General features: G+C 44.7%; 21 protein-coding genes and 1 pseudogene. 21 read left to right on the top strand and 1 reads right to left on the bottom strand.

The window, feature by feature from the left end; all coding sequences use genetic code 11:
* The 20 genes from AB4371_RS02645 to tldD all read left to right on the top strand — a co-directional run bounded on the left by AB4371_RS02645 (position 1) and on the right by tldD (position 24,399).
* Entirely contained in the window at positions 1-840 is an 840-nt protein-coding gene (locus tag AB4371_RS02645) for an ExeA family protein (RefSeq protein WP_372148834.1), read from the top strand.
* Between the two features lie 2 nt (positions 841-842).
* A complete protein-coding gene (locus tag AB4371_RS02640; protein WP_372148831.1) occupies positions 843-2,018 on the top strand; it encodes a tetratricopeptide repeat protein in 1,176 nt (391 codons plus the stop codon).
* Positions 2,008-3,732, top strand: a complete 1,725-nt coding sequence (locus AB4371_RS02635) for a GspE/PulE family protein (RefSeq protein ID WP_017061350.1) — start codon at positions 2,008-2,010, stop codon at positions 3,730-3,732. Before AB4371_RS02640 ends, AB4371_RS02635 begins: the two co-directional genes overlap by 11 nt.
* 12 nt (positions 3,733-3,744) lie before the next feature.
* On the top strand, positions 3,745-4,968 hold the full coding sequence (locus AB4371_RS02630; protein WP_017061351.1) for a type II secretion system F family protein: 1,224 nt from the start codon (positions 3,745-3,747) through the stop codon (positions 4,966-4,968).
* Between the two features lie 3 nt (positions 4,969-4,971).
* Complete coding sequence (locus tag AB4371_RS02625; protein ID WP_017068728.1) at positions 4,972-5,427, top strand: hypothetical protein; 456 nt, start codon at positions 4,972-4,974, stop codon at positions 5,425-5,427.
* A 79-nt stretch (positions 5,428-5,506) separates the two neighbouring features.
* Positions 5,507-6,082, top strand: a complete 576-nt coding sequence (locus AB4371_RS02620; RefSeq protein WP_372148828.1) for a prepilin-type N-terminal cleavage/methylation domain-containing protein — start codon at positions 5,507-5,509, stop codon at positions 6,080-6,082.
* A gap of 35 nt (positions 6,083-6,117) precedes the next feature.
* Positions 6,118-6,582 (top strand): type II secretion system protein, encoded by a 465-nt coding sequence (locus AB4371_RS02615; protein ID WP_372148825.1) that lies wholly within the window; start codon positions 6,118-6,120, stop codon positions 6,580-6,582.
* 144 nt (positions 6,583-6,726) lie between these two features.
* Positions 6,727-7,218, top strand: a complete 492-nt coding sequence (locus tag AB4371_RS02610; protein WP_372148822.1) for a prepilin-type N-terminal cleavage/methylation domain-containing protein — start codon at positions 6,727-6,729, stop codon at positions 7,216-7,218.
* Positions 7,215-7,802: a prepilin-type N-terminal cleavage/methylation domain-containing protein gene (locus AB4371_RS02605; RefSeq protein WP_372148820.1), complete on the top strand. Its 588-nt coding sequence runs from the start codon at positions 7,215-7,217 to the stop codon at positions 7,800-7,802. The genes AB4371_RS02610 and AB4371_RS02605 overlap by 4 nt, the downstream gene beginning before the upstream one ends.
* Positions 7,802-8,542, top strand: coding sequence for a prepilin-type N-terminal cleavage/methylation domain-containing protein (locus tag AB4371_RS02600; protein ID WP_372148818.1), 741 nt, complete (start codon positions 7,802-7,804; stop codon positions 8,540-8,542). Before AB4371_RS02605 ends, AB4371_RS02600 begins: the two co-directional genes overlap by 1 nt.
* Complete coding sequence (locus AB4371_RS02595) at positions 8,532-8,969, top strand: MSHA biogenesis protein MshP (RefSeq protein WP_372148815.1); 438 nt, start codon at positions 8,532-8,534, stop codon at positions 8,967-8,969. The genes AB4371_RS02600 and AB4371_RS02595 overlap by 11 nt, the downstream gene beginning before the upstream one ends.
* On the top strand, positions 8,966-13,366 hold the full coding sequence (locus AB4371_RS02590; protein WP_372148812.1) for a DUF6701 domain-containing protein: 4,401 nt from the start codon (positions 8,966-8,968) through the stop codon (positions 13,364-13,366). The genes AB4371_RS02595 and AB4371_RS02590 overlap by 4 nt, the downstream gene beginning before the upstream one ends.
* A 150-nt stretch (positions 13,367-13,516) precedes the next feature.
* Positions 13,517-14,560, top strand: coding sequence for a rod shape-determining protein (locus AB4371_RS02585; protein WP_017061360.1), 1,044 nt, complete (start codon positions 13,517-13,519; stop codon positions 14,558-14,560).
* A gap of 94 nt (positions 14,561-14,654) precedes the next feature.
* Entirely contained in the window at positions 14,655-15,542 is an 888-nt protein-coding gene (gene mreC, locus AB4371_RS02580; protein ID WP_004735927.1) for a rod shape-determining protein MreC, read from the top strand.
* Positions 15,532-16,020, top strand: coding sequence for a rod shape-determining protein MreD (mreD, locus tag AB4371_RS02575; protein ID WP_017061361.1), 489 nt, complete (start codon positions 15,532-15,534; stop codon positions 16,018-16,020). The genes mreC and mreD overlap by 11 nt, the downstream gene beginning before the upstream one ends.
* Before the next feature lie 7 nt (positions 16,021-16,027).
* A complete protein-coding gene (locus AB4371_RS02570; RefSeq protein ID WP_102480898.1) occupies positions 16,028-16,651 on the top strand; it encodes a nucleoside triphosphate pyrophosphatase in 624 nt (207 codons plus the stop codon).
* A 20-nt stretch (positions 16,652-16,671) separates the two neighbouring features.
* Positions 16,672-18,141, top strand: a complete 1,470-nt coding sequence (gene rng / locus AB4371_RS02565; RefSeq protein WP_017061363.1) for a ribonuclease G — start codon at positions 16,672-16,674, stop codon at positions 18,139-18,141.
* 10 nt (positions 18,142-18,151) lie between these two features.
* A complete protein-coding gene (locus tag AB4371_RS02560; RefSeq protein ID WP_372148809.1) occupies positions 18,152-22,027 on the top strand; it encodes a YhdP family protein in 3,876 nt (1,291 codons plus the stop codon).
* A 94-nt stretch (positions 22,028-22,121) separates the two neighbouring features.
* Positions 22,122-22,934, top strand: coding sequence for a carbon-nitrogen hydrolase family protein (locus AB4371_RS02555; protein WP_017061365.1), 813 nt, complete (start codon positions 22,122-22,124; stop codon positions 22,932-22,934).
* Positions 22,935-22,953: 19 nt separating this feature from the next.
* Positions 22,954-24,399, top strand: coding sequence for a metalloprotease TldD (gene tldD / locus AB4371_RS02550; protein ID WP_372148806.1), 1,446 nt, complete (start codon positions 22,954-22,956; stop codon positions 24,397-24,399).
* A gap of 108 nt (positions 24,400-24,507) precedes the next feature.
* Here the strand turns inward: tldD and AB4371_RS02545 are convergent.
* Positions 24,508-25,047: pseudogene (locus AB4371_RS02545) on the bottom strand (PhoH family protein); the annotation flags it as partial.
* Between the two features lie 113 nt (positions 25,048-25,160).
* On the opposite strand from AB4371_RS02545, the gene AB4371_RS02540 reads away from it, so the two are divergent.
* On the top strand, positions 25,161-26,412 hold a 1,252-nt coding region (locus AB4371_RS02540), incomplete at its 3' end, for a hypothetical protein (protein ID WP_372148803.1).

The raw sequence follows: 26,412 nt of genomic DNA, 5'->3' as shown, positions 1-26,412 counted from the left end.
ATGTATCAAGCTCACTTTGGTTTTGAACAACTGCCATTTACCTTAACGCCGAATACCGATTTCTTCTATGGTTTAGCGCCTCATTTCGAAGCGATTCAGACGGTAATCTCGGCGTTGGGAATGGGCGAGGGCGTGATTAAGGTGACCGGAGAGGTAGGCACTGGAAAAACCATGGTTTGCCGGATGTTGGTCAATCACCTACATGACTGTACAGCTCTGATCTACTTACCAAACCCTGTGTTATCAGGGGCAGACTTGCGCCAGGCGGTTGCAACAGAGCTTGGTTTAGCTGTCGATAATGAAGCAACCTTGGTTGATAACATTCAGCATAAGCTCATTGAATTGCACAATTCTGGTTTAAGAGTGGTGGCTATTCTTGATGAAGCTCAGGCTCTATCGGATGAAGCGCTCGAAACATTAAGGTTGTTTGGTAACCTTGAAACGGAAGATAAAAAACTGCTGCAGATTGTTCTATTAGGTCAGCCAGAATTGGATGCTCGATTAGAGGCGTACCACCTAAGGCAGTTTCGCCAAAGAATCACATTTAGTTCGACACTGAGACCGCTGAATCTCGATGAAACGGTGGCTTATATTGATAATCGAATCGCTAAATCTGGTGGCAGTCCTGAGTTATTCAGCTTGAATCAAAAAAAGGCGATCTGTCGTTCGTCGTTAGGTATCCCTAGATTGATAAACCAACTTTGCCATAAGGCTCTATTGCTTTCGTTCAGTGAAGATAAGAAAAGTATCGACAACCAACATCTTTTTTCAGCTATGCATGAAACGTACGATGTGTGTAAGCCTAAATTTAAAACGCCAATACTGTGGGGTTGGAATTAATTATGAGCGTCATTAACAACGCCTTGTCTGAATTGGCAAAGAAAAAGTCAGCGACTTCGATTGAAGCCGCACTCGTACCTAAAGTAAAAACGCGTTCCCCCCTAGTTTGGGTTGTTGCAGGTTTTACTTTGAGCTTAGCGATGGGCGGTTGGGCGATATCGCAAGGCCCTGTGATTGATCAGTCTATTGTTGAGCAGTCAATCTCAACTCGAGATTTACAGGTTCAAGTCTCTGTCGTTGATGATTCAAATGGCATTCAGGAAGTTGCTCAACCTATCTCATCGCCAACTAAGAAATTGGTGACACTAGACTCTGCGATCCTTTCAACAGAAAACACTGCGATGGCAAAAAGCGCTCAATCTAAGCCTAGTGTTTCCGAATCAGTTGTTATGTCTGCCCCAAAAGCGACAAAACAACAAACACCGGCTAAACCTCTAAGCACGCCTAAAACGATTAGGACTGACATCCCCCAACCAGTTTACGTTGCTAGTGTGGCCAAAAAAGATCCTGCGTCTATCTCTAATGAGCCTGTAGCCTCTGGTGATTCAGAAAATAGCGGAATGTTGATCGAACAGGTTGAGTTAACTCCGGAACAGCTATCTGTGAATGCACAAGGTCGAGCTCAGAAAGCGCTTGATGCGAACGATCTTACTGGTGCGTTGAAGGGCTACACTGAAGCTCTACGCTACACGCCACGAAATGAAGATGTCCGTCAGAAACTTGCGATTCTCTATTTTGGTAAAGGCGATACTCGCAAAGCCTATGAGCTTTATCAGTCTGGAATTAAGCTCAACATCAACAGTGAAAAATTGCGATTAGGGTTATCTAAACTGCTGGTTAAAGCGAATCAATCAGAAGCGGCGCTGAGCCCTTTAGTACACATGCCTCCGCATCCAACTCAAGAGTATCTAGCAATGCGTGCGGCGTTGAGCCAAAAATCACAGCAAGAAGAAATCGCACTCGAGAGTTACCAAAAGTTGGTTGAGGTCGATTCAGATAATGCTCGCTGGTGGTTGGGCTTAGCGATTCAGCAAGAACGCCAGTTAGACTTCGCTGCAGCAAAACAATCATATCAAGGTGCGTTGACTAGAGTCGGTATCTCATCTCAATCACAAAGCTTTGTGCGTGACCGGTTAAAAATACTCAATGCTTTAGAGGAGAGCGGCGATGCAAATTAGATTAAGAAAAAGACTTGGTGATTTGCTTGTCGAAGAAGGCATTATCACTGAGGCTCAAGTTGAACAAGCACTGGCCGCTCAGAAAAGTACTGGGCGTAAGCTCGGTGATGCGCTAATTGAGCTTGGCTTCTTGTCAGAACAGCAAATGCTGAGCTTTTTGTCGCAGCAGTTAGCGATTCCTCTTATTGATTTAAGCCGAGCCGTTGTCGATGTTGAAGCAGTACAGCTTTTACCCGAAGTACATGCTCGTCGCCTTCGTGCATTGGTTATTGGACGCCAAGGTGACACTTTGCGTGTTGCAATGAGTGACCCTGCGGATCTGTTTGCCCAAGAGTCTTTGCTTGGTCAGCTCGGCGATTACGCGCTGGAATTCGTTGTTGCTCAAGAAAGGCAATTGGTTGATGGCTTCGATCGCTATTATCGAAGAACCAAAGAGATTGCCTCGTTTGCTGAGCAACTTCACGCTGAACACCAAGTTAATGATGCCTTTGATTTCGATATCGCTGAAGAAGACAGTGATGAAGTTACCGTCGTTAAGCTGATCAACTCACTATTTGAAGATGCTATTCAGGTTGGTGCTTCGGATATCCATATCGAGCCAGATTCAAACGTATTGCGTCTTCGTCAGCGTATTGATGGTGTGCTGCATGAAACATTGCTGAATGAAGTGAATATTGCTTCAGCACTTGTACTGCGCTTGAAGCTGATGGCAAACCTCGATATTTCAGAGAAACGTCTTCCTCAAGACGGCCGATTTAATATCCGAGCTAAAGGTCAGTCGGTTGATATTCGTATGTCGACCATGCCAGTACAGCACGGTGAATCAGTGGTTATGCGTCTTCTTAACCAGTCAGCAGGCCTACGTAAACTAGAAGAGTCGGGCATACCGAGTGATCTGTTGGTTCGTCTGCGTCAACAATTGCGCCGTCCACATGGCATGATTTTGGTTACCGGCCCAACCGGCTCAGGTAAAACAACAACCTTATACGGCGCGTTAAGTGAATTAAACGAACCGGGTAAAAAGATCATTACTGCGGAAGACCCGGTGGAATACCGCCTACCTCGTGTGAATCAAGTTCAGGTAAACCCTAAGATCAATCTCGATTTCTCTACTATCTTGAGAACCTTTCTACGTCAGGATCCCGATATTATTCTTATCGGTGAGATGCGTGACCACGAAACCGTTGAGATAGGCTTGAGAGCTGCACTGACCGGCCACTTAGTATTAAGTACGTTACATACCAATGATGCGGTAGACAGCGCGTTGCGTATGATGGATATGGGTGCTCCGGGTTACTTGGTCGCGAGCGCTGTTCGAGCAGTAGTCGCACAGCGATTAGTTCGTAAAGTGTGTACAGATTGTAAGGTTGAGGATGAGTTAGATGAACCTCGCAAGCAATGGCTGAGCGTCCGTTTCCCTAACCAAGTAGGTGTGCCGTTTATGAAAGGCCGTGGTTGCCAGAACTGTAACTTAACCGGTTACCGCGGGCGAATTGGTGTATTTGAAATGTTGGAGCTAGAGCAAAACATGATGGATGCACTGAGAGCTAATGATGCGGTAGGTTTTGCTCAAAAGGCGAGACAGTCTGAAAACTATAAACCGTTATTGGCTTCTGCGATGGAATTGGCTCTGCAAGGTGTCGTGAGTCTTGATGAGATAATGCATCTTGGCGAAGGTGATGCGTCCGGTGCCACTGACCCAATTTATCTGTAGGGGTAGAATGATATGCCAACGTATCGTTATGTAGGTCGCAGCTCTGATGGTAGTCAAGTAAGTGGGCAATTAGACGCGAATAACGAAGATCTTGCTGCTGAAAGCTTGATGAGTAAAGGGATCATTCCAACCTCTATCAAACTGGGCAAAAGTGGTGGTTCAGTCTTAGATATGGATGTATCGAGTCTGTTCTTTCCGAGTGTACCGTTAGAGGTGTTGGTTCTGTTTTGTCGACAGTTATACAGCCTAACCAAAGCGGGTGTACCACTATTAAGATCGATGAAAGGCCTCACTCAAAACTGCGAAAATAAGCAGCTGAAAGCCGCCTTGGAAGAGGTGGTTGCTGAGCTAACCAATGGTCGCGGCTTAGCGGCGTCAATGCAGATGCACCCAAAGGTATTCAGTCCGTTGTTTGTCTCGATGATTGGCGTTGGTGAAAACACAGGCCGTCTAGATCAGGCTTTACTGCAATTAGCTGGATATTACGAACAAGAAGTTGAGACTCGCAAACGAATTAAGACTGCGATGCGTTACCCAACATTCGTGATCAGTTTTATCTTGATTGCAATGTTCATTCTTAACATCAAGGTTATTCCACAGTTCTCAAGCATGTTTGCGCGCTTTGGTGTCGACTTGCCGCTGCCTACTCGTATCTTGATTGGTATGTCTGAGTTCTTTGTGAATTACTGGGGCTTAATGCTTGGAGTGATCTTTGGTCTTATCTTCGCTTTTAAAGCTTGGGTGAAGACAGACAAAGGCTTGGAAAAGTGGGATCGATTACGCTTAAAAATGCCGGTCATTGGCGGGGTAGTGAATCGAGCACTGTTGTCACGCTTCTCGCGTACTTTTGCTTTGATGCTTAAAGCGGGTGTTCCACTGAACCAGTCGCTAGCGCTTTCGGCGGAAGCTTTAGATAACCGTTTTCTAGAGTTGCGAGTTCAAGCCATGAAATCGGCCATTGAAGCCGGTAGTACGGTTTCGTCGACCGCGATTAACAGCGAAATTTTCACACCGCTCGTGATACAAATGATCTCCGTCGGTGAAGAGACGGGTCGTATTGATGAGCTATTACTTGAAGTGGCTGATTTTTATGACCGCGAAGTCGATTACGATCTGAAAACCTTAACCGCCAGAATTGAACCCATTTTGTTAACCATCGTTGCAGGCATGGTGCTGATTTTGGCGCTAGGTATCTTCTTGCCGATGTGGGGAATGTTGGATGCGATCAAAGGCTAGGGAATGCTAAATAACCTACAACGCTCACGTTTTGTTATTTGGACAGTGGTTATTCTTTTTCTTATTGTCGGTGTGCTTTCGGCATTCAAAACGGTAGAAGAAGAAGCGACTAACACGGCATTTATCGTCGCGAGCAAGCGGATTTTAGAGCAAGCCAATTTGTTCAAACAGCAGTATTTGTTATCGGGTGCTGGGCAAGAAGAAGGCTCGGAACCCCCAAAGATCTACAGCAGAACTGGGTGGGTAATGCCTATCCAAGGTACGGAGCGAGACTGTAATTATTGGCTGGATCAATTATATCCTCAAGGGAGCATTTTAGGGCTAAGCTCTCCAAGAGTTGAAGATAAAAGTGATAACAGACACTTTCACTGTAGTTATCATTATACTGATAAATATCAGGTAGATATATTACTTGAAAGAGAAAGGTTTAGTGTAAAAGCCAATATTTTGGCTTTGTGAAAATATTGACAGTTTTAGTATGGTTTTATACGTGCGCGAATGTATAATGCGCGTTAATAATTAGATGAGTAGGTAGAAAATGCTTAAGAATCAAGAGGGTTTCTCCCTTGTCGAATTAGTGATAGTGATCGTAGTTGTTGGTTTATTGGCGGTCGCTGCGTTGCCTCGTTTTCTTGATGTGACGGATGAAGCCAAGAAATCCAGTATTGAAGGCGTTGCTGGTGGTTTTGCGACAGCAGTACTGTCGGCAAGAGCACAGTGGGAAGCAGAAGCTAGGCCATCAGAGAAGATAGGTGTTGAAACATACAATACTGTAAATTATGATGGTGTTGATTTTTGGTTAACAAGATCAAAGAACAGTAACAACGTCGATACTGATTTTCGAGACGGCTATCCGTGGACTCTGAACAACAATTCGAGCACTGCGCCACAAGATATTTCAGATGAAACATGTTCTGAGTTGATGGAAAACTTGCTGCAAAACCCACCTAAAGTTGGTGCGGTTTCAGATGTCGCTAATGACTCAAATTACAAATATTCAGCGCAAGCGAATTCAGCTGATGCAACCTGTACTTACGTTCAATTAGAAGGTAGTACAGAACATGAATTTGTTTACGAAATTAAAACTGGTCGTGTGACCGTAACTTTGCAGTAAGTCTGCGTAAAATTAAACATAGAGAGAGCTTAACTATGAAAAGACAAGGCGGTTTCACCCTAATCGAACTAGTGGTTGTAATTGTTATTCTAGGTATTCTTGCTGTAACTGCGGCACCACGTTTCCTAAACCTTCAAGATGATGCGAAGAACGCTACTCTTGAAGGTCTAGCTGGTGCCATTCAAGGTGCTTCTGGCATTATTTATGGAAAATCTGCAATAGAAGGTGAAGAAGCACTGTCTTCAGCTCAAGTAACAACTACAAGTGGTAACGTTGATACGGTATTTGGTTACCCAGCAGCAACATCTACAGCTATCCAAACAATTGTTCAAGGTGTAGGTGCTGGTGAGGACTTTGAATTTATTAAAGTAAGCGGCGCTACGTCAGCATTGTTTGGTATTAACGGATACACTACTAACTGTGTCGTATACACTCAAGCAACAGCAGCTAACGTGGAAGCTACAGCTAACGTTGTAGAAGATGCAAACTGTGCACCGTAGGTTTTCAGTTTAGATTGAGGCCAGCACTTGTGCTGGCCTTTTTTCTATCTACTACACATAAATATCAAAACTATTCATATACATAAGATCGTAAGTCTCGTTATCTTGTATAATCAGTATTCGCTTGGCAGTTAGAGGCTCATTATGGATAACAGCCCCACATCCAAAGGCTTTACTCTGGTAGAGCTGATCATCGTTATCATTATCCTCGGTATTATTTCAACTTTTGCCGCGAGTCGCTTCGTTGGTACCTCTAGCTATTCCACTTTTACTGCGCAAGAGCAGGCCATTTCTGTAATTCGTCAAATCCAAGTCAATCGAATGCAATCGAATGTTTCCGCTGCTAATGACAGCTTTCGTCTTGCTATTAATAGTGATTGTTTAGGCTCTGTGGCCGCGTGTAACTTAAATCTTTCGAATAGCGCTCAAAAAACACAGGCCGATGCACGTAGTGATTATGTGCGTGAATCAGATATTTCATTTTCTCCAGCGAATACGGTTATCGACTTTGACCTGTTGGGTAACCCTTCAGTAAGCGCTGGCGTTAATATTACGATTAACTCAACCACTTCGAGCAATAGCGCCCAAGTCTGTATTAATTCTCAGGGCTATGTGCGTGAGGGGACTTGTTTATGATTCGCTCACGTGGATTTACTCTGATTGAAAGTATTGTTGTGATTATCGTCCTAGGCATTGCGATGGTCACAATTACCAGCTTTTTAACACCACAAGTGGCAAGTTCAGCTGAACCACAGTATCAAAACCGCTCAGTCGCGTTAGGGCAAAGTTTGATGAACCAAATATTGGCACGTGGCTTTGACCACAATAGTGATTTCAATGGTGGAGTCATGCGTTGTGGTGATTTTGGATATAGTAGTTGTACTGCACCCGACAAGCTTGGTGTTGACTTTGATGTTGATACCGGTGAGCAAGAGAATACGCCAGCAACATTTAACGATGTAGATGACTATATCGGTTGTTGGTACACAGATGCCACGGAATCAGCCTGTGTCTCATCAATTAAGTATCCGCTAGCTAATATCCTAGATGAAAATATTGAAGGCAGTTATGCCAATTTCAGAGTCGAAGTGTCGGTGTTGTATGATCAAAACATGGACGGAATTAATGATAATGCGATTGGCACGATGAAGCGTGTTGAGTTACAGATCTTTGGTGGTAACAATCGCTACAGCGTTATCGCTTACAAGGGGAACTACTAATGAAGCAACGTGGTTTCACCTTAATTGAGATGATTGTAACGATTGTCGTCGTTGGTGTGATTGGTTTAGCGATCGCAGGTTTTGTTGAGTACGGCATGAAAGGTTACGTCGACACAATTGATAGACAAAAGGTGCAAGTCAAAGGGCAGTTTGTTGTTGAGAAAATGTCGCGCGAGATAAGCCACGCGGTTCCTAACAGTTTTGATTCGAGCATCATACCGCCTTCAATTTTTCCTCAAAAGTGCCTTACTTTCTATGCTATTAAATACTCAGGCTTTTATCATCTAGATGAAGCGACGGATAACTTGAATTTTATTATCGGGCAAAACTCTCCAATACTCGACGCTGACGATTTTTTAATTATTAACCCAACCAATTACTCGGAGCTAGGGGCTGGTTCGACTAAGCGGATTTCGGTCTCAGGATTAGTTTCCACGAATAATGTCTTCACAGCACCATCTGTTAGCCTTAGCAGCCAGTCTATTGCTCAGCGCCATTATATTTATGACGGGAGCGCCTCGGTGAGTTACTGTTTAGTGAACGATACCATTCAGAATCAAGGTCTAATCCAGCGTAATGGAGTTACCGTTGCGGATAGCATCAATTATTCTGAAAGTAATTTTCGTTACGAAGAGCCAAGCCTACAAAGAGGTGGTGTAATTCACATCGATCTTGTACTTGAGCAAAACAATGAAGTAAGTGTTTACCAACAAGATGTGCAGGTACTCAATGCGCCATAGTAAATCATCTCAACAAGGGAGTGTTTTGGTCGTCGCGGTATTTGTTATCGTGGTGATGGGCTTCCTCGCGACTTCTCTAGTGCAAGTCCAATGGTCAAATCACGATACATTGACCCGTAAGCAACTTGGAACACAGGCTTGGTTGCTAGCACACTCTGCGAATGAGTGGGCACTTACTCAAGTGTACCCTTTGACTGTATCTCCCGCGGTTTCAACAAGTGTTAGTGCAGCGTGTGGTAACTTAAATTCAAATCAAGTGAGCAGTGGGATGTCGACTATCTGTACTGTGGATCAACTAACTTGCCAACAAATTGGTGTGTTAGATGGTGTTGGCTTTTTCAAAATTGAATCAACAGCCGTTTGTGGCTCAGGTATCAACCAAGTTCAGCGTATTCAAGAAGTGTGGGTGAAGGAGTCAATACGATGAAAGCATGTAGATATATTTTAGTTGCCTGTTTCTGCCTATTCCCTTTGATCGCGACAGCGTCGACTTGTAACGTAGATCCGAGCGGTGAATTTAAAATATCATTTAATATCAATTCCGCCCAGCTTGTTGAATCTGTGTTTGCAGAGCAAGAGCCCGGAAATAACCGCCCGGAATACACCATCTGGACCAATGATATTAATGAGCCTACGGTGGGAGATACGCCCTTTATTCGCGATCCTCGTTACATGGTTGGTGGGGGAGACTATAGTGTTCAACTGATTTATCAGCCGGGAGCGGGAAATGATGCCGGAACCGCAGACTACTACGTTGACGATGGGCAGGGTTTTACTTTTTTAGGCAATTACCCCGCAGACTTTAAAGGTATTCACCCGCAAAGCGTCGATATTAATAGTGGGGACAGTACTGAACTAGAATGTGACAGCTCGGATATCGAGCCACCGCCGGTTTATTCAAACGATGCTCAGTATGAATTTGGTATCGTTCAGTGCTCTGGTGGAGAATGTAAGATCCCACTGACTCAGTCTTATACCAACACGCCACTGGTGTTTGTGATGCCAACCATTGATTCAAGTGCCCCTGACGCGGATGCTCCTGCAACGTTAATGGTTACCGAGGTAAGCAAAACCGAAGCGACCATCAAGCAGATTAAGGCGCCAAAGAATGGCGGTGGTTCAGATTTAGATAGCCAACCGATAACAGAAGTCAGTTACCTTGCGATTGAGCCCGGTGTGGCCGATTTTAATGGCCATGAAGTCATAGCGGGTTATTTGAACACCGATGCAGCCAGTGCTAAATCAGGCTCAAATAGTAATGATAGAGTCCTTTATAGCGATTTTGGCGGAGCTGGCTTTTCTTCTAATCCGGTGGTATTGCATCAAATTCAAACTCGAAATAACAATGATAAATGGATGACCTCTGGCAAGGTTAGGCGAACCGATGAAACGTCATACATTGATTTGTTTTTGGAGCTAAGTGCTTCTCACCGCAGTAACGATGATTATGACGATGAGAAGATCGCGTTTTTAGCGACGTTAGCCACCAATACTAACCTTGATGTTGATGGTTTTAAGGTTCAATTTGCAAGAGGGTATGATACGCCAAGTCAAAGCGGTAATGACCCAATGTTGGATGGCTGTGAGGATAAGTATGCTACCACCTCTCTAACGAATATTGACGGGATCATAGCTAATAAACAAGAGAGGGCTGGTGGACACGGAGGCTGGCTACGTCGATGTAACATTAACACGAACCAAGTTAGCTTTGTTGTAGATGAGGACTTTAGAGACCGCACGCATATTCCGGAAGAAGTGGGTTACTTTGCGTTTGAGTTACCTGAGGTGGTTCCTGTTGCCAACGTGTGTAACTTGTTTCCCGAGCCCATTCAGAGTTGGACTGGTGTGAATAGCTCATTGACGGTTACCAGCCAGCAAACAAAATTTAGCGGCTGGTCTAATAACTATATTAATCAATCTTTAAAAAAGGTCTCTGAAGGCTATGAGCTCTTTAATGATAAATGGACAACAAAAGATGACTTTTTATTATTGGGTTTTGATGATGCGAGTGAGTTTTATCATATTTATAATTTTCCAGTGTGTGATGAACATCAATGTGATGTTGGTAATAATGATAGCCAACTTGAATTAAGAAAGATTAAAGGCAGTTACGTAACCTCTATTGCAGAAAAAAATCCATCAGAAAGTTTAACCATTACGGGCAAGGCTTCGGATATTTTGCAGAGCTGCGGAGCGGACTCAGAGATATGTTCTTACCAAATTAACGGTGAAACAATAGATGTTTTCATTGAGAGTAACTTGTCTAAGCTCGTTATCAACAAGCAGGGGAATGATTATAATCTAGTTCGAGTCGTCTTAGATGAAGACAGTTATATCTCAGATGTTAAAGTTAGTGGAGGGGCGGGTGTAGAACTGGTTTTTCCTGATAATTCCACGGTGACCTTTGATAATTATGAGCATGATGCAGGAGATTTGGTATATGCCTTTGAGGGCAACTCTCAAATAAATGTGATAACACGTATGAAGTTTAACTTGGCAGTTGATATACAATCTGACTTCGCTTATCCCATTATATACGCTCCTAAAGGTGAGGTCATATTTGACGTTGGGAACTCTACTTTCAAAGGATTTATTCTCGCAGATACTGTAGATTTAAATCAGACAGCTATTCATGGTGCCGTGACAGCGAGAGTCGCCGTGCTTGATAATGGTGTAACGATAATCAAACCTGATTATTCTTGTGAACCCCCAGTACAGCAAGGATTATTGGTTGTAGAACCTCAACAATTATATAGCCTAACCTGTGAGCGAATTCCGGTTGAGTTTCGCCTAGAAGAGAATGGCGAATTGGTCGACTCTAATGAGCAGTTTGAAGCGACGGTAACCCCAACGGGAACGCGATGGTGTACGGGTGAAGCTAACAATGCGTGTGAAACTCCGGATTATACGTTTGATGGTGGCATTCGAACCTTGTATTTAGACTCTGATACGGTTGGTAGTTTCAGTGTTGGGGGAGTCTACGATTCAGAGCCCGCAACATCGACACAAGTTTTTTATGTGCCCTATAAGTTTGATACAAGCCCAAGCCAAATACATATGAATGCAGCTCAAGACTCTCAAGAGTTAGTGGTAGAGGTGACGGCTCAAGCTTGTGATCAAGGCGTTGTTAGCCCAGTAAATGGCTATACTAAAAACTTATCATTTGATGCTTCTAAAGATTACTTTCTTGAAATGCCTACCCCTGAAGATGGATCACTTGATGACTTCTCAGTTACAGATCTAAATTTTGATAATGGTGGTGCTACAACTGAAGTAAATTGGAGCAATGTTGGGCAAGTTAATGTAGTTATCAATGATCCTAGCTTTGATTGTTCTGAAATTGAAGGGTGTCCTATTTATGAACAGCCTGATTCCGCAAGTTCGGGGTTGGTTGGTAGCTTTGTTGTCAAATCTAAACCTTATGAGTTTGCTGTATGTACTGATAGCGATTCAAGTGGAACGAGTACAGAATCCAGTAGTAGTGGCTTTGTTGCAGCGGGGGAGAGCTTTGATGTGGACGTGAAACCCATGATTACCGGAGCTAATGTAAATTCCGTATGTTCAAATAATGTAGGTGTTCCTTCGAATTATTTTGTGTCTCAAGCTTCGATCAGTGTTTCCCATTATTTAGACACACCAAGTGAGGGTGTACTTGGCTATTTGATGCCCGACACGATATCTCCGAGTATTTCAATTAGTGATCAGTCAAATGGTGGGTACCAACTTGATGGGTTAACCTACTCAGAGGTAGGAAGTTTTGAATTGGTTGCAATTGAAACGGGTAACTTTTATAGCACCATTGCCCCTCCAAATGGTGATTCAGGTGTCACTGGGTCTAAAACTATCGGCCGTTTTTACCCCAAATACTTCATGCAAGGTGACCCTGAGTGGAATGTTACAAATCAAAATAATATTGCGTACCTAAGTCAACCTTATGACTCTACAGTTCACCAAGTATATCCAATGGCATCAGGTGAAAGCAGTGTTGGTAACGCGCTTAACAACTATCAATTCTTTGCCCCGAGCCTACAAGCCAGTTTTGGTGTTCTAGATGATACAGCTGTCGATAATGGGTTCTTGCTGGATACTGAGGCAGGCACTTGGTCTACTGATCGTAAGCATTGGTTGTTGAACGATAGTGCCGCTGTTCTTCAGCGAGTTGTGGATTTAGATGGTGTTAGCCGCAGAGACACACCGTTTAATACGTCAGATGCTAACTCGACTACTACAAACTTTGGCTTAACAATCGAGGGAACAGATCCGGTGTCATTTACGGATTCTGACCCTGTTACCAGTTCGGTAGCTTTCCCAATTCAACCTCCAGCCCGCTATGGCCGAATAGCGCTAGATGATATTGGCGGTAATTCAGGTAGTACTTTGACGATTCCACTCCGTGCTGAGTTTTGGGATGGCAGTGACTTTGTTGTGAATGACTATGACGATCGCAGCACATTCAATGGCTCAAATATTTGTAAGCAAGTCATTTGGACCAGCAATGCAGTGAAAACTACATTAGCTTCACTTAATGGTAGTGGAAGTGTTGATGATGGAGAAGAAGAGGTCACAGCAAATCAAAATACGCCAGCAGGAACAGACGCGCCACGTGAGCAAGTTCGTCTGTGGTTAAGAATGGATGACTCTGAGCCTGATAGCGATGGCGGAAATAACATCTCATGTAGTGGCAGTGATCAAGATCAACCATGGCTACGTTACAACTGGCGCCAACTGGGTGATGAAGATCCATCCACCGTCGTCACATTTGGCATCTACCGCGGTAACGATCGTGTGATCTACCGAGGTGAAAGTGGCTTAACAGGTCAGTAATAATATAATTTTTGCCCCTTAAGTTAGGAATCTGTAAGAAATTGCGGGTTTCAGTCCATGTTTGCACGTCAATGCCTTGCCGTAACAGCAAGGCATTGGTACATTTAGTGCAATTTTTGTCTTCTAATTCTTGCAGGATGAGCGAAGAATATGTTTAAAAAACTTCGTGGCATGTTTTCAAACGACCTATCGATTGATTTAGGTACAGCCAATACCCTTATTTATGTAAAAGGCCAAGGCATTGTTCTTGATGAGCCTTCAGTTGTAGCTATTCGCCAAGATCGTGCGGGTTCTGCAAAGAGTGTCGCTGCTGTTGGCCACGCTGCTAAGCAAATGCTTGGTCGTACGCCTGGTAACATCTCAGCGATCCGTCCAATGAAAGACGGTGTAATTGCCGACTTTTACGTAACGGAAAAAATGCTTCAGCACTTCATCAAACAAGTGCATGACAACAGTGTGCTTAAACCAAGTCCTCGTGTTTTGGTTTGTGTACCTTGTGGTTCAACACAGGTTGAGCGTCGTGCTATCCGTGAATCAGCGTTAGGTGCTGGTGCTCGTGAGGTTTACCTAATCGATGAGCCTATGGCTGCTGCGATTGGTGCTGGCCTACGTGTCTCTGAGCCAACAGGTTCAATGGTTGTTGATATCGGTGGTGGTACTACTGAAGTTGCGGTTATCTCACTGAACGGTGTGGTTTACTCGTCTTCTGTTCGCATTGGTGGTGACCGTTTTGATGAAGCGATCATCAACTACGTTCGTCGTAACTACGGCAGCTTGATCGGTGAAGCGACAGCAGAGAAGATCAAACACGAAATCGGTTCAGCTTACCCTGGCGATGAAGTCGAAGAGATCGAAGTACGTGGTCGTAACCTTGCTGAAGGTGTGCCTCGTAGCTTTAGCCTAAACTCAAACGAAATCCTTGAAGCACTTCAAGAACCTCTATCTGGCATCGTATCTGCAGTCATGGTTGCACTTGAACAGTGTCCACCAGAGCTGGCTTCTGATATCTCAGAAAACGGTATGGTACTAACAGGTGGTGGTGCACTGCTTAAAGATATTGATCGTCTACTAACAGAAGAAACAGGTATCCCTGTTGTTGTTGCAGAAGAGCCATTAACGTGTGTTGCTCTAGGTGGCGGTAAAGCTCTAGAGATGATCGACATGCACGGCGGCGATCTGTTCAGCGAAGAATAATATCTAGTGTTAGGCTCTTTTCTTATCTAGTTTTATGTAAAGAGCCTAGGACCTTGTCTATAGGATCAAATGTAGCTCTAGGACCAAATATAGAATGAAGCCAATTTTTGGTAGAGGTCCCTCTCTACAATTGCGCCTGTTTTTTGCTGTAATTTTATCAGCCAGCCTTATGCTGGCTGATAGTCGTTTAGATGCTTTCTCAAATGTTCGCTATCTATTAAACAGCATGGTTGCGCCTATTCAATATGCAGCCAACTTGCCTCGCACTATGTTCGATGGTGTTTACGACCGTTTTAGCACTCGCAAAGGGTTAATTGAATCTAACCATAATATTAAACGAGAAGTCTTGCGTCTGAAGAGCGAGCTGATTCTGCTTGAGCAATATCAAGAAGAAAACAAGCGCCTTCGTAAGCTGTTAGGCTCGCCGTTTATCCGTGATGAGAAGAAAGTCGTCACAGAAGTTATGGCGGTAGACACTTCACCATATCGCCATCAAGTCGTGATCGACAAAGGTCAGATTGATGGGGTGTATGAAGGTCAGCCGGTGATCAACGAAAAAGGCATTGTCGGCCAAGTCACTTTCGTTGCTGCTCATAATAGTCGTGTATTACTACTCACTGATGCAAACAATGCGATTCCTGTTCAGGTTATTCGTAATGACATCCGTGTGATTGCTTCGGGCAATGGCATGATTGATGAGATCCAGCTAGAGCACATTCCAACCAGTACCGATATACAAGAAGAAGATCTGTTGGTGACATCAGGTCTTGGTGGGGTATATCCAGAAGGTTATCCAGTCGCCTATGTTACGGCCGTTGATTACGACCCGAAACGTGAGTTCGCTGTGATTAAAGCAGAGCCTGTGGTTGAGTTCGATAAGCTCAGATACCTGCTGCTTGTATGGCCTGATGAAAACAAACAGATGCAAGCGGATCAATCGAGCATAGAACAAGCATTGTTAGAGGGCGAAGATGGCCAATAGCGTTTTGAGAAGCAAGGTAGTAATTTTCTGCTCATTTTTAATAGCACTGATTCTGCAGACGATCCCTTGGCCTGGTAGCTTAGATTTATTTAGACCATCTTGGTTACTGCTGGTTACGTGTTACTGGGTTTTGGCTCTGCCACATCGTGTTAACGTAGGTAGTGCTTTGATTCTAGGCTTATTGTGGGACCTTTTGATCGGTTCTACTCTGGGTATTCGAGGTATGATGATGGCAATAGTGATGTACATTATTGCCATGAACTTCCTCGTTATTCGTAACATGGCGCTATGGCAGCAAGCGATGATCATTGCTGCGTTAACGGTGTTGTTTGAGGTATTGATCTTCTTTGGTGAATATTTGATCCAAGATGTCGTTTTCAACCCATTATCGCTATGGAGCGCATTGATAAACTGTATACTTTGGCCTTGGATGTTTTTATTAATGAGACGCGTGCGTCGCCATTGGCATGTGAGGTAGCGTGACAATGCAAAAGAAACATTTAGTTTTGGCATCCGGTTCACCACGCCGCAAAGAATTACTATCGCAACTCGGTTATGAGTTCTCTGTCCTTGTAACCGATGTTGAAGAGTGTAAACACGCTCAAGAAACCGCCGAAGAGTATGTTAAGCGACTATCTTTAGATAAAGCCTTAGCGGCATTGTCTTTATTAAAAGATAACCCTTCTGAAAGGCAGCATGTCGTTCCTAGTTCTGATACTGTAGATAATGGCTCTGATATAGTCGTTCTTGGTTCTGATACCGTCGTTGTTAGTCAAGGGCAAGTACTTGAGAAGCCCTGCGATTTTGCTGACTCTAAGCGTATGCTTACTCAGTTAGCGAATGAACGTCACCAAGTGATGACGGCGGTTTCTGTGGTTTCAGAAGAAAAACAAAGAACAGAAATCATTATTACCGACGTATGGTTTAAACCCCTCAGTGAAAAAGAAATAGAACAATACTGGCAAACAGGGGAGCCATGCGATAAAGCCGGTAGCTATGGGATCCAAGGTTTGGGCGGACGCTTTGTCACCCGAATCGAAGGTAGTTATTACGCCGTTGTCGGCTTACCTTTATTTGAAACGGACCAGCTACTGCAAGAATTCTTATAATTACTAACCTGAGGTGCACCATGAGTGCTGAATTGTTGCTGAACGTGACCCCGAGTGAAACTCGTGTGGCCATGATTGAAGGGGGGGCTCTTCAAGAGATCCATGTCGAACGAGATGCTCGACGCGGTATCGTAGGAAATATCTATAAAGGACGTGTAAGCCGTGTTCTTCCGGGAATGCAGGCGGCTTTTGTGGATATAGGCCTTGAGAAAGCAGCTTTTTTACACGCCTCTGATATTGTCCCACACACTGAATGTGTCGCTGAAAACGAAAAGAAACAATTTCAGGTTCGTGATATTTCAGAGCTTGTCCGTCAAGGGCAAGACATTGTGGTGCAAGTGGTCAAAGACCCTCTTGGTACTAAAGGTGCTCGCTTAACCACTGATATCACTCTACCGTCTCGTTATCTGGTATTTATGCCGGGCGCAAGTCATGTTGGTGTATCTCAACGTATCGACAGCGAGTCTGAACGTAACCGTCTTAAAAAAGTCGTGTCTCGTTACTGTGACGAACACGGTGGCTTCATCATCCGCACAGCAGCAGAAGGTGCAGATTCAAATGAGTTGGCACAAGATGCCGCATTCTTGAAGCGATTATGGCTAAAAGTATTAGAGCGTCGTGGTAAGCACAAGGCGCGTACTCGTTTGTATGGTGAGCTTTGCTTAAGCCAACGTATCTTACGTGACTTCGTCGGTACTGAGCTGAGCAAGATTCAGGTCGATTCTCGTCTAGAATATGAAAACCTAAAAGAGTTTACCTCTGAATACGTGCCTGAGCTGACAGACAAGCTTGAGCTGTATGAAGGTGATAAGCCTATCTTTGATATGTACGATACCGAGAACGAAATTCAGCGTTCATTGGATCGTAAAGTCGAATTAAAGTCTGGTGGATATCTGATTATCGACCAAACTGAAGCGATGACCACGGTTGATATCAACACTGGCGCGTTTGTTGGTCGTCGTAATCTAGAAGAGACGATTTTCAACACCAATGTAGAAGCGACTCAAGCGATTGCTCGTCAGCTGCGTCTACGTAACTTAGGTGGCATCATCATTATCGACTTTATTGATATGTTGTCTGAGGAACATCGTAAGCGAGTACTAACTTCTTTAGAGGCTGCGCTCGACAAAGACCGTGTGAAAACCAATATTAATGGCTTCACGCAGCTTGGTTTGGTTGAGATGACTCGTAAACGTACTCGTGAAAGTATTGAGCATATCCTATGTTCGAGCTGTCCTGCTTGTGAAGGCCGCGGCAGTGTGAAGACAGTTGAAACCGTTTGTTATGAAATTCTTCGAGAGATCACGCGAGTGAATCGTGCGTACGACGCCGATAAATTTGTGGTCTATGCGGCAGCTGCCGTAGCTGAGGCGTTAGAGGGCGATGAATCTCATGCGCTTGCGGAGCTTGAAGTCTTTATTGGTAAGCAAGTTAAAATCCAGGCTGAGCCTCTGTACATACAAGAGCAGTTTGATGTTGTTATGATGTAATGGAAATTTTGTGAGCTCAAGCGTTACTCTGATTCTACGTGCATGTTTATGGTTAGTGGTTACTCTCTTAGTAACGCTAGCCATTGCCGTTACTACACTGCGTGTAGCCTTGCCCAATTTAAACAAGTATCAATCTGAAATTGAGCTTTGGGTAAACCAACACTCCGGTTTTGATTTTTCGATTCAAGATGTGGGCGGTTTTTGGCGTAACACTCACCCCTCTATTGCTCTGCAAGGCGTTAAAGCTAGCCTCCCCAATGCAGAAGATGTGACCTTCTCTGTTGAGCGTGTTGAAGTCGAGTTTGACTTGATTCAATCGCTCGTGCAGATGCGCCCGGTTGTGGCCGATCTAGTCATGAATCAAATGTATCTTGATATCCGCTCAATTGATCTGTTTGCCGGACAAAATGGCAAAGACGAACCTACAGATCCCGAGTCTTCCAAGCGAGTGATACAAGAGCTCGATAATTTACTGCTAAAAACACTCGTCGATGTGACTGCAAAAGATTCTTCTATTCTTTATCACTCTGTTTCGGGTGAAGAACGTCAGCTCGATATAGAAACCTTAAAATGGCAAAATTCAGACAAACATCACCTTGCTGAAGGTGTGGTGAGTATCAAAGATGCCAATCTAAACTCTCTGTCAGTGAGTGCTAACTTTATTGATGGTGGGTCACTGACTGATGTGACTGGTGAGTTTTATGTCAGTGCCGACAGCATTTCTGTTAAGCCATGGCTTACGCATTATATGCAGGCGGAATCCGGCATTGAAACGGGTACTGTGAGCTTGAATAGCTGGCTTACGCTGCGAAATAGCAAGCCAGTGAGCGCTTATGTTGAGGTTTTACCCTCAGAACTGGCGTGGAACGAAGATGGCGAGCATGACCTCATGCTTGAGTCCGGTGTCTTTAAGTTGTCGCCGACTGATGATGGTTGGCAAGTAAATGGTCACTCACTAAACCTTAGAACGGATGACACACCTTGGCCGGAACTCGACGTAGCGTTCAAGTGGAATCAAGGTCCATGGCAACTCAACATTTCTGAGCTGGATATTGCGACTATTACTCCGTTGATTAAGCTGCTGCCTGACTCTGAACAATCAACCAAAATGATTAACGTATTGGCGCCGGGCGGCTCTGTTTCTGATATCCGTGTTTCCATGGATTCAGGTATCGAGAGTCTGCGTTATTCAGCGAGCTTCTCTGATCTTGCTATCGAGCAATGGAAACTAGTCCCAGGCTTTAGCCAAGTGTCCGGTAGCGTGTTTGGCTCGGCCTCGGAAGCGAAAGCAAGCCTGCATGTTATTGACGATGTATTCCCTTACGGTGACGTATTCCAAGCTCCTTTGAATATCAAACAAGGTCAGGTTGATATTGTTTGGCAGCAAGATGAAAACGGCTGGAGGCTTTGGTCTGACAAAGTCACGGCAGCCACGCCAGATCTACAAGTACTAGGTGCATTCCGCTTAGACTTCCCAAATGATGCGAGCCCATTTTTATCGTTCTACGGTGAAGCGGACGCTTACAATGTCGGCGAGACATGGCGCTATCTGCCAACATTAGCACTTGGACAAGACCTTACCGATTATCTTTCTACAGCGATTCAAGCAGGTAAAGCGGATACCGTAAAACTGTTGTGGCATGGTGAGTTGGCGCAATATCCATACACCAATCATGATGGTATTTTCCAGGTTTGGGTTGGCTTAGAAGATGCGAAATTCAGCTTTGATACCGCGTGGCCACTGATTACTGATCTTCAGCTTGATCTGTTGTTTGAAAATGATGCGATGCATCTGGATTCTCGCTCAGCTCAACTGATGGATGTGACGGCAGATCGAATCACAGGACGCATTCCTTATTTAGGGGAAGGCGGCCATATTGAAATTGAAGCTAAAGCGACGGCGTCTGGCAACGCAGTACGCGATTACATGACGTCTTCGCCACTGGTGGGCTCGGTAGGCGCAGCCTTAACCGCACTTCAAGTGAGTGGTGATGTCTCTTCTGAGTTCCAGCTGAATATTCCGTTTGATTCTGAAAAAGAAGCAAGAGCATGGGGTTACGCCGACTTAAGTGGCAACCATGTTGAGATTGAAGCGCCGCCAATGGTGCTCGAGAACACCACGGGTCGAATTGAATTTGATAATGACGTAGTGACGGCAAATGGCCTCGCTGCGGATCTGCTTAACCAAGGTATCTCGCTTGATTTTAAGGGCCTTAATGATGGTCCTGGCTATGCAGTTGATATTGATGTGTTAGGTGATTGGGACGTCAAGCCTCTAGAACCTTACATCGGTGAGCAATGGTTAAGCCGCTTATCAGGTCATGCGCAATGGCAAAGCCAGATTGATATCCAGCTGAATGATATCGGCTTTACCTACCAACTAGACTTACAGTCAGACCTAAAATACTTGGCGAGTGATTACCCATATCCATTGGCGAAAAAATCACTAGAAAGTGGCTCTGCAAGGCTACAGGCATCGGGTAACCAAGAGACGATTACCGCGCGCCTGCAATTGCCAAACACCAAGTACCAAGCTGAGATTGATATCACAGGCGACGTGCCTGAGTTAACGGCGACCAACTTAGTGCTTGGTCACGGTGGCTACAAAATTAGCCCGGTGGTGGGCCATCACGCCCTGATTCGTACAGACAAATTCAATGCCGATGATTGGTTATCGGTTGTAATGGAACCGGTAAAGCCTTCAACGGCTGTACTTAGTCAAATGAACACGCCAACCATACCTGCGCCAAGCCGTATTACCTTTGAGAGTAAAGAGCTGATCTTGGGTGGTATCTCTTGGAATGACGTCGATTTTAGTGCTAGTAAGAACAAACAGGCGTGGCAAATGGAAGTGTCTAGCCAAGAGCTAGAAGGGGATATTAACTACCTGCCTCCTTATGATTTGACAGTTTCACTGGATCGTCTGCATCTGTTTGTTCCTGAGTGGAGTGATAAGAACAACCAAGATCAGCAACTGCTGCAACGTAAAGAACAAGCTGCGCCATTGATATCCAAATTGGATAGAGAGATCCACGATGCGATGCCAAACCTGACCCTGACGCTGAACGACTTTTGGCTGCAAGGCTACAAGGTGGGTAAGGTCGATGTTGAAATGACGAGGAACGAAGATCGTATCGAGTGGAAAAAAATCCAGGTGCGAAGCGGCGGTAACAAAGCGGATGTGAGTGGCTGGTGGGAACTGCAAGGTGACAAGAGTCATTCATCGTTAACCGTTGATGTTGAAGGTGAAAACAACAGCGAGCTCATGGAGCGCTTTGGTATTACTTCCGGGATTCAAAAAGCGCCATTCGCGTTGGAAGGTCAACTAAATTGGGATGGTTCGCCTTGGGGAATCAAAATGGATACCCTTGATGGCAACGTTAAAACCAAGTTTGGTAAAGGCATTATCTCGGATGTGAGCGGCGCAGCTCGATTACTTGGCCTGTTTAGCCTAGATTCGATCATCCGTAAGATGCAGCTCGATTTCTCAGATGTGTTTGATAAAGGTATGGCCTTCAACAGCATCACCGGAACGGGCGAGATTCAAAATGGTATCTTCCTGACCAATGATCTGAACATGGATGCGGTCGCAGGTGAGATGAAAATCAAAGGTATCGCTAACCTCAACACGCGTCAGGTTGATGCTGAGGTGAACTTTACCCCAGATATTACCTCGGGTATTCCCGTATTAACGGCCTTTGCGGTAACCCCTCAAACGGCGCTGTACGTATTGGCGGTGACCACGGTTATCTCGCCAGTTGTGGAAGTCTTTACCCAAGTAAATTATTCGGTGAAAGGACCATTGGATTCACCAACGGTGAGCGAACTTTCTCGTAGCTCTGGCGAGTTTCAGCTGCCAGAGAAGCTGAGAAAATTAGCCGAATAGGCCTTAAATTAGCCGAAAAGACCTTATGCCCGAGTCAGCGAATATACGGTGAAATGCTGATTTCTGAATCATAATGAATGGAGGAGCGATACACATGGATTGTGTTGGGTTGATTCAAATGACATCTGGCCCCAGCCCTGAATTGAACTTTGAGTACCTTGCTCAAGAAGTTGCAAAGTGCAAAGAGTTGGGGGCTAAGTGGGTTGTTTGCCCTGAAAACGCGTTAGTTTTTGGCAGTAAAGCCGACTATCACCAGTGTGCTGAGCCTTTTAATGATGGCCCACTGCAAAAGAAAATCTCTGAGCTAGCAAAGCTTCACAGAATTTGGATCGTCATTGGCAGTATGCCGATAAGCACAACTAACGGAGTGACGACCACCACCTTGGTGATTGATGATTTTGGTTGCCTCGTTGCTCATTACGACAAGCTACACATGTTTGATGTGGATGTCGCTGACGCCCATAAGTGCTATCGAGAGTCGGATATTTTCACTCCGGGCAACCAAGTTGTGACAGCGGAAACGCCTTTTGGTCGCTTAGGTTTGAGTATTTGTTATGATGTGCGCTTTCCACACTTGTATTCAGAGTTACGTAAGCAAGGGGCACAAATCATTGTGGTGCCTGCGGCTTTTACAGCGGTAACGGGTCAAGCGCACTGGGAAGTACTATTAAGATGCCGCGCGGTTGAAACACAGTCGTGGATTGTCGCGGTAGGTCAAGGCGGAAAACACCCTTGCCAAAGAGAAACATGGGGACACTCAATGGTGGTTGATCCATGGGGGCGAGTGGTCGCACAGTTAGACCAAGATCCTAAAAGTATGGTGGTTGAGATAGACACATCCAGTTGCGAGTCCATTAGGCAAAATATGCCCATCGCGCAACACTCTCGATTTACCAATCAATTTTAATTACAAACAAGAGCCATCTATGAGCATTAATCAAATTGAAGAAGCGCTACTGAACCCGACAGGGCTTACGGAGCAAAATATCGCAGATACATTGGCGAGTATTGCTACCCGCCAAATTGATTATGCTGATATCTACTTTCAGTCAAGCTGGCACGAATCTTTAGTGCTAGAAGACAGTATTATTAAAGACGGCTCTTTCAATATCGATTGCGGTGTTGGCGTTCGTGCAGTATCTGGTGAAAAGACTGGTTTTGCTTACTCTGACCAAATCCAATTGGATGGTCTTAAGCAGAGCGCAATTGCGGCTCGTGGTATTGCTAAACAAGGTCAAAACGGCAAGGTTCAAGCGTTCAAACGCAACTCTAATCAAGCTTACTATGATGCAGTTAACCCGCTTGCGAGTTGGGAAAAACAGCAGAAAACAGAATTACTAAAATCATTAGATGCTTACATTCGCACTAAAGAGCCGATGGTGACTGAAGTATCGGTGAGTTTAAGTGGTGTGCATGAGCAGATGCTGGTTGCTGCGACTGATGGCACTTACGCTGGTGATATTCGTCCGCTGGTTCGCTTGTCTATTAGCGTACTTGCACAGAAGGGTGATCGTCGTGAGCGTGGTAGCGCTGGTGGTGGTGGCCGTTTTGGTTACGACTTCTTCTTAAGTGATGACAAAGGCACTCAAGTTGCTTACCAATTTGCGGATGAAGCGATTCGCCAAGCATTAGTTAACCTTGAAGCGGTTGCAGCGCCTGCTGGTGCCATGCCTGTGGTTCTTGGTTCTGGTTGGCCGGGCGTTCTGCTGCATGAAGCGGTAGGCCACGGTTTAGAAGGCGACTTCAACCGTAAAGAGTCGTCAGTATTCTCTGGCAAAGTTGGTGAGCAAGTAACTTCAAGCCTATGTACGATTGTCGATGACGGTACATTAACGGATCTACGCGGTTCATTGAACGTCGATGATGAAGGTGTTAACGGTCAGTACAATACGTTAATCGAAAACGGCATCCTAAAAGGTTACATGCAAGATAAGCTGAACGCTCGTCTAATGGGTGTAGCACCGACAGGTAATGGTCGTCGTGAGTCATACTCGCATCTTCCAATGCCACGTATGACGAATACATACATGCTACCGGGCGAACACACACCGGAAGAGATCATCGCGACGGTTGAGAAAGGTATCTACGCACCGAACTTCGGTGGCGGTCAGGTCGATATCACATCAGGTAAGTTTGTATTCTCAGCGTCTGAAGCGTACATGATTGAAAACGGTAAGATCACTCACCCAGTGAAAGGCGCGACGCTAATCGGTTCTGGTATCGAAGCGATGCAGCAGGTGTCTATGGTGGGTAACGACCTAAGCATCGACCGTGGTGTGGGTGTGTGTGGTAAGGCTGGTCAAAGTGTGCCAGTGGGTGTTGGTCAACCAACATTGAAACTAGACTCGCTAACCGTTGGTGGTACTGAGTAATTCAGACTAACCTCTGCCGACTTACTTCAAAATATTAAATTGAAAAGCGCCTCCAATGTGAGGCGCTTTTTGTTTTTAGATTACTGATTCAGTGAGCGTATAGAGTCACTACATGTTCTCTTCCGCAAACTCAGCTAGTCGGCTACGCACCACACCATTGAGGTGGATGTTGGCACTGCCTTCGAAGTTTTTAAAACGCTCAACCATGTAGGTTAAGCCTGAAGTCACAGGGGTTAGGTAAGAAGAATCTATCTGCGCTAAGTTACCTGAGCAGACGATCTTAGTACCTTCACCACAACGGGTGATGATGGTTTTTATCTGTGAAGCGGTGAGGTTCTGACACTCATCCAAAAGCACAAAGGCATTTTGAATCGAGCGGCCACGCATGAAGTTGATTGATTTGAACTGGATATTGGCTTTGTCACAGATGTACTTCATCGAGCCTTCTGTGCAGTGGTCGTTCTTGTGCAGCGCTTCCAGTGTATCGGTCACTGCGGCTAACCAAGGTAACATTTTCTCTTCCTCTGTACCCGGAAGGAAACCTATCGATTCACCAATATCAGGGGTGTTGCGGGTTACGATGAGCTTATCGAACTGTTTGCGCTCAATGGTTTGTTCAAGTGCAGCAGCCATAGCAAGCAGTGTTTTTAGGTATGCTAAATTACATTATTGACAGACCGACCGACCAGTAATAAACATATATTTAACAATCAATTATTGGCTTTACTAGCTATAGATGAAGTCTATACGAAGGATCGAGAATGATTACCTGCAAAAAAAGCGCTAAAAACGAGTACATGGTTAGCCTCGAGCCATCCGAAATTGTCACTCACGCTATACCGAACGATTCCCTGCTAGCAGCATCCATTAAGCTGCTCTCTGAAAAGCGGTTTACAACATCAACGGCCTATTGTTTGGCTAATGCAATGAACATTGCGATCAATCACCTTAACTCACCGTTCATACATAAGCTTTTGCTTGAACCATCGCACAAATTATCAGTACATGACGTTATAGCCGGCTACAAAGAGCTAGAACATTTTATTGAGCAGTCCTCTTTGGTAAAAAAAAGCCCATTGAGTTCAGTGTTCCGTAGTTTGATGTCAGAGACAGGGGTCACAATGTCTGACGATCTGTCGATTGCTCGTTGTATGTTTATAACTCGATTCAGTAAAAGTAATAGATTACCCATGGCCACTTCGCCATGCTCCTCATCAGACACCTACGCAATACGAATTCTGTCTGTAAATACGAATTATGCCTACTGGACTATTGATCCCGATACTCTTCAAGGTGTTTTACACCCAGGGGGGTTATTGGCTCTCAGCCTCCAACATGCAGAAGCTGAATCTGTAAGTACTCCAATTCACGATGCCCTCCCTCAGGGGTGGCTTTTAACATTGCAAGCAATTGCGCATGCGGATAACAGTAGTAATATTCGACATTTGTTAAACAGCAAACCTAGTTCATTAAATGCTAAAGATATTTTAAAGGGGTTCACTCAGCTTGAAGATATATTACAGCAACAAAACATTAATTCTCCCAAAAATAAAAGCACTCAATTTCGCAAACTATTGAGTCGAGGAGGAAACATAAGCCATGGAATTACTGTAAATTCTTGCGAATTCAACAGCCGTTTCTTATCTAAAGGTGATAAAACACCTACCGAGCAACTGAGTCCCCCCGATTGTTGCTTCACAATAAAAGTACGCAAAGGTGAGTCTTTTCGTTATTACTACCAGGCCGCTCAGTCAGTGCGACCTAATTCCCTTCTGGGCACAGCATTGACAAATTTATCACGTGATTCAGAGGAAACTCCTTCAACATATAGAAAGTTCCTATTTTTACGTAGAGCACTAAATGCTCTATCAGATGAAGGTGATATTGCACAAAAGTGTCCCTTTTTAGTTAAACAGCCCCACGACTTATCTACTATAGACATTATGCAAGGCACCGTGGCAATGCATGAAATTATTGCACGGCGCACAAATGGTGATCTGCTCCAGTTAGACT

It is taken from the genome of Vibrio sp. 10N.261.51.A3 (assembly GCF_041471965.1).
Classification (GTDB): Bacteria; Pseudomonadota; Gammaproteobacteria; order Enterobacterales; family Vibrionaceae; genus Vibrio; species Vibrio crassostreae_C.
The sequence above is the reverse complement of the archived record's forward strand: the minus strand, read 5'-3'. Positions and strand labels throughout refer to the sequence as shown.

Coding starts and splice junctions, on each gene's coding strand:
- AB4371_RS02645 (WP_372148834.1), top strand. CDS start 1: ATGTATCAAGCTCACTTTGGTTTTGAACAACTGCCATTTACCTTAACG.
- AB4371_RS02640 (WP_372148831.1), top strand. CDS start 843: ATGAGCGTCATTAACAACGCCTTGTCTGAATTGGCAAAGAAAAAGTCA.
- AB4371_RS02635 (WP_017061350.1), top strand. CDS start 2,008: ATGCAAATTAGATTAAGAAAAAGACTTGGTGATTTGCTTGTCGAAGAA.
- AB4371_RS02630 (WP_017061351.1), top strand. CDS start 3,745: ATGCCAACGTATCGTTATGTAGGTCGCAGCTCTGATGGTAGTCAAGTA.
- AB4371_RS02625 (WP_017068728.1), top strand. CDS start 4,972: ATGCTAAATAACCTACAACGCTCACGTTTTGTTATTTGGACAGTGGTT.
- AB4371_RS02620 (WP_372148828.1), top strand. CDS start 5,507: ATGCTTAAGAATCAAGAGGGTTTCTCCCTTGTCGAATTAGTGATAGTG.
- AB4371_RS02615 (WP_372148825.1), top strand. CDS start 6,118: ATGAAAAGACAAGGCGGTTTCACCCTAATCGAACTAGTGGTTGTAATT.
- AB4371_RS02610 (WP_372148822.1), top strand. CDS start 6,727: ATGGATAACAGCCCCACATCCAAAGGCTTTACTCTGGTAGAGCTGATC.
- AB4371_RS02605 (WP_372148820.1), top strand. CDS start 7,215: ATGATTCGCTCACGTGGATTTACTCTGATTGAAAGTATTGTTGTGATT.
- AB4371_RS02600 (WP_372148818.1), top strand. CDS start 7,802: ATGAAGCAACGTGGTTTCACCTTAATTGAGATGATTGTAACGATTGTC.
- AB4371_RS02595 (WP_372148815.1), top strand. CDS start 8,532: ATGCGCCATAGTAAATCATCTCAACAAGGGAGTGTTTTGGTCGTCGCG.
- AB4371_RS02590 (WP_372148812.1), top strand. CDS start 8,966: ATGAAAGCATGTAGATATATTTTAGTTGCCTGTTTCTGCCTATTCCCT.
- AB4371_RS02585 (WP_017061360.1), top strand. CDS start 13,517: ATGTTTAAAAAACTTCGTGGCATGTTTTCAAACGACCTATCGATTGAT.
- mreC (WP_004735927.1), top strand. CDS start 14,655: ATGAAGCCAATTTTTGGTAGAGGTCCCTCTCTACAATTGCGCCTGTTT.
- mreD (WP_017061361.1), top strand. CDS start 15,532: ATGGCCAATAGCGTTTTGAGAAGCAAGGTAGTAATTTTCTGCTCATTT.
- AB4371_RS02570 (WP_102480898.1), top strand. CDS start 16,028: ATGCAAAAGAAACATTTAGTTTTGGCATCCGGTTCACCACGCCGCAAA.
- rng (WP_017061363.1), top strand. CDS start 16,672: ATGAGTGCTGAATTGTTGCTGAACGTGACCCCGAGTGAAACTCGTGTG.
- AB4371_RS02555 (WP_017061365.1), top strand. CDS start 22,122: ATGGATTGTGTTGGGTTGATTCAAATGACATCTGGCCCCAGCCCTGAA.
- tldD (WP_372148806.1), top strand. CDS start 22,954: ATGAGCATTAATCAAATTGAAGAAGCGCTACTGAACCCGACAGGGCTT.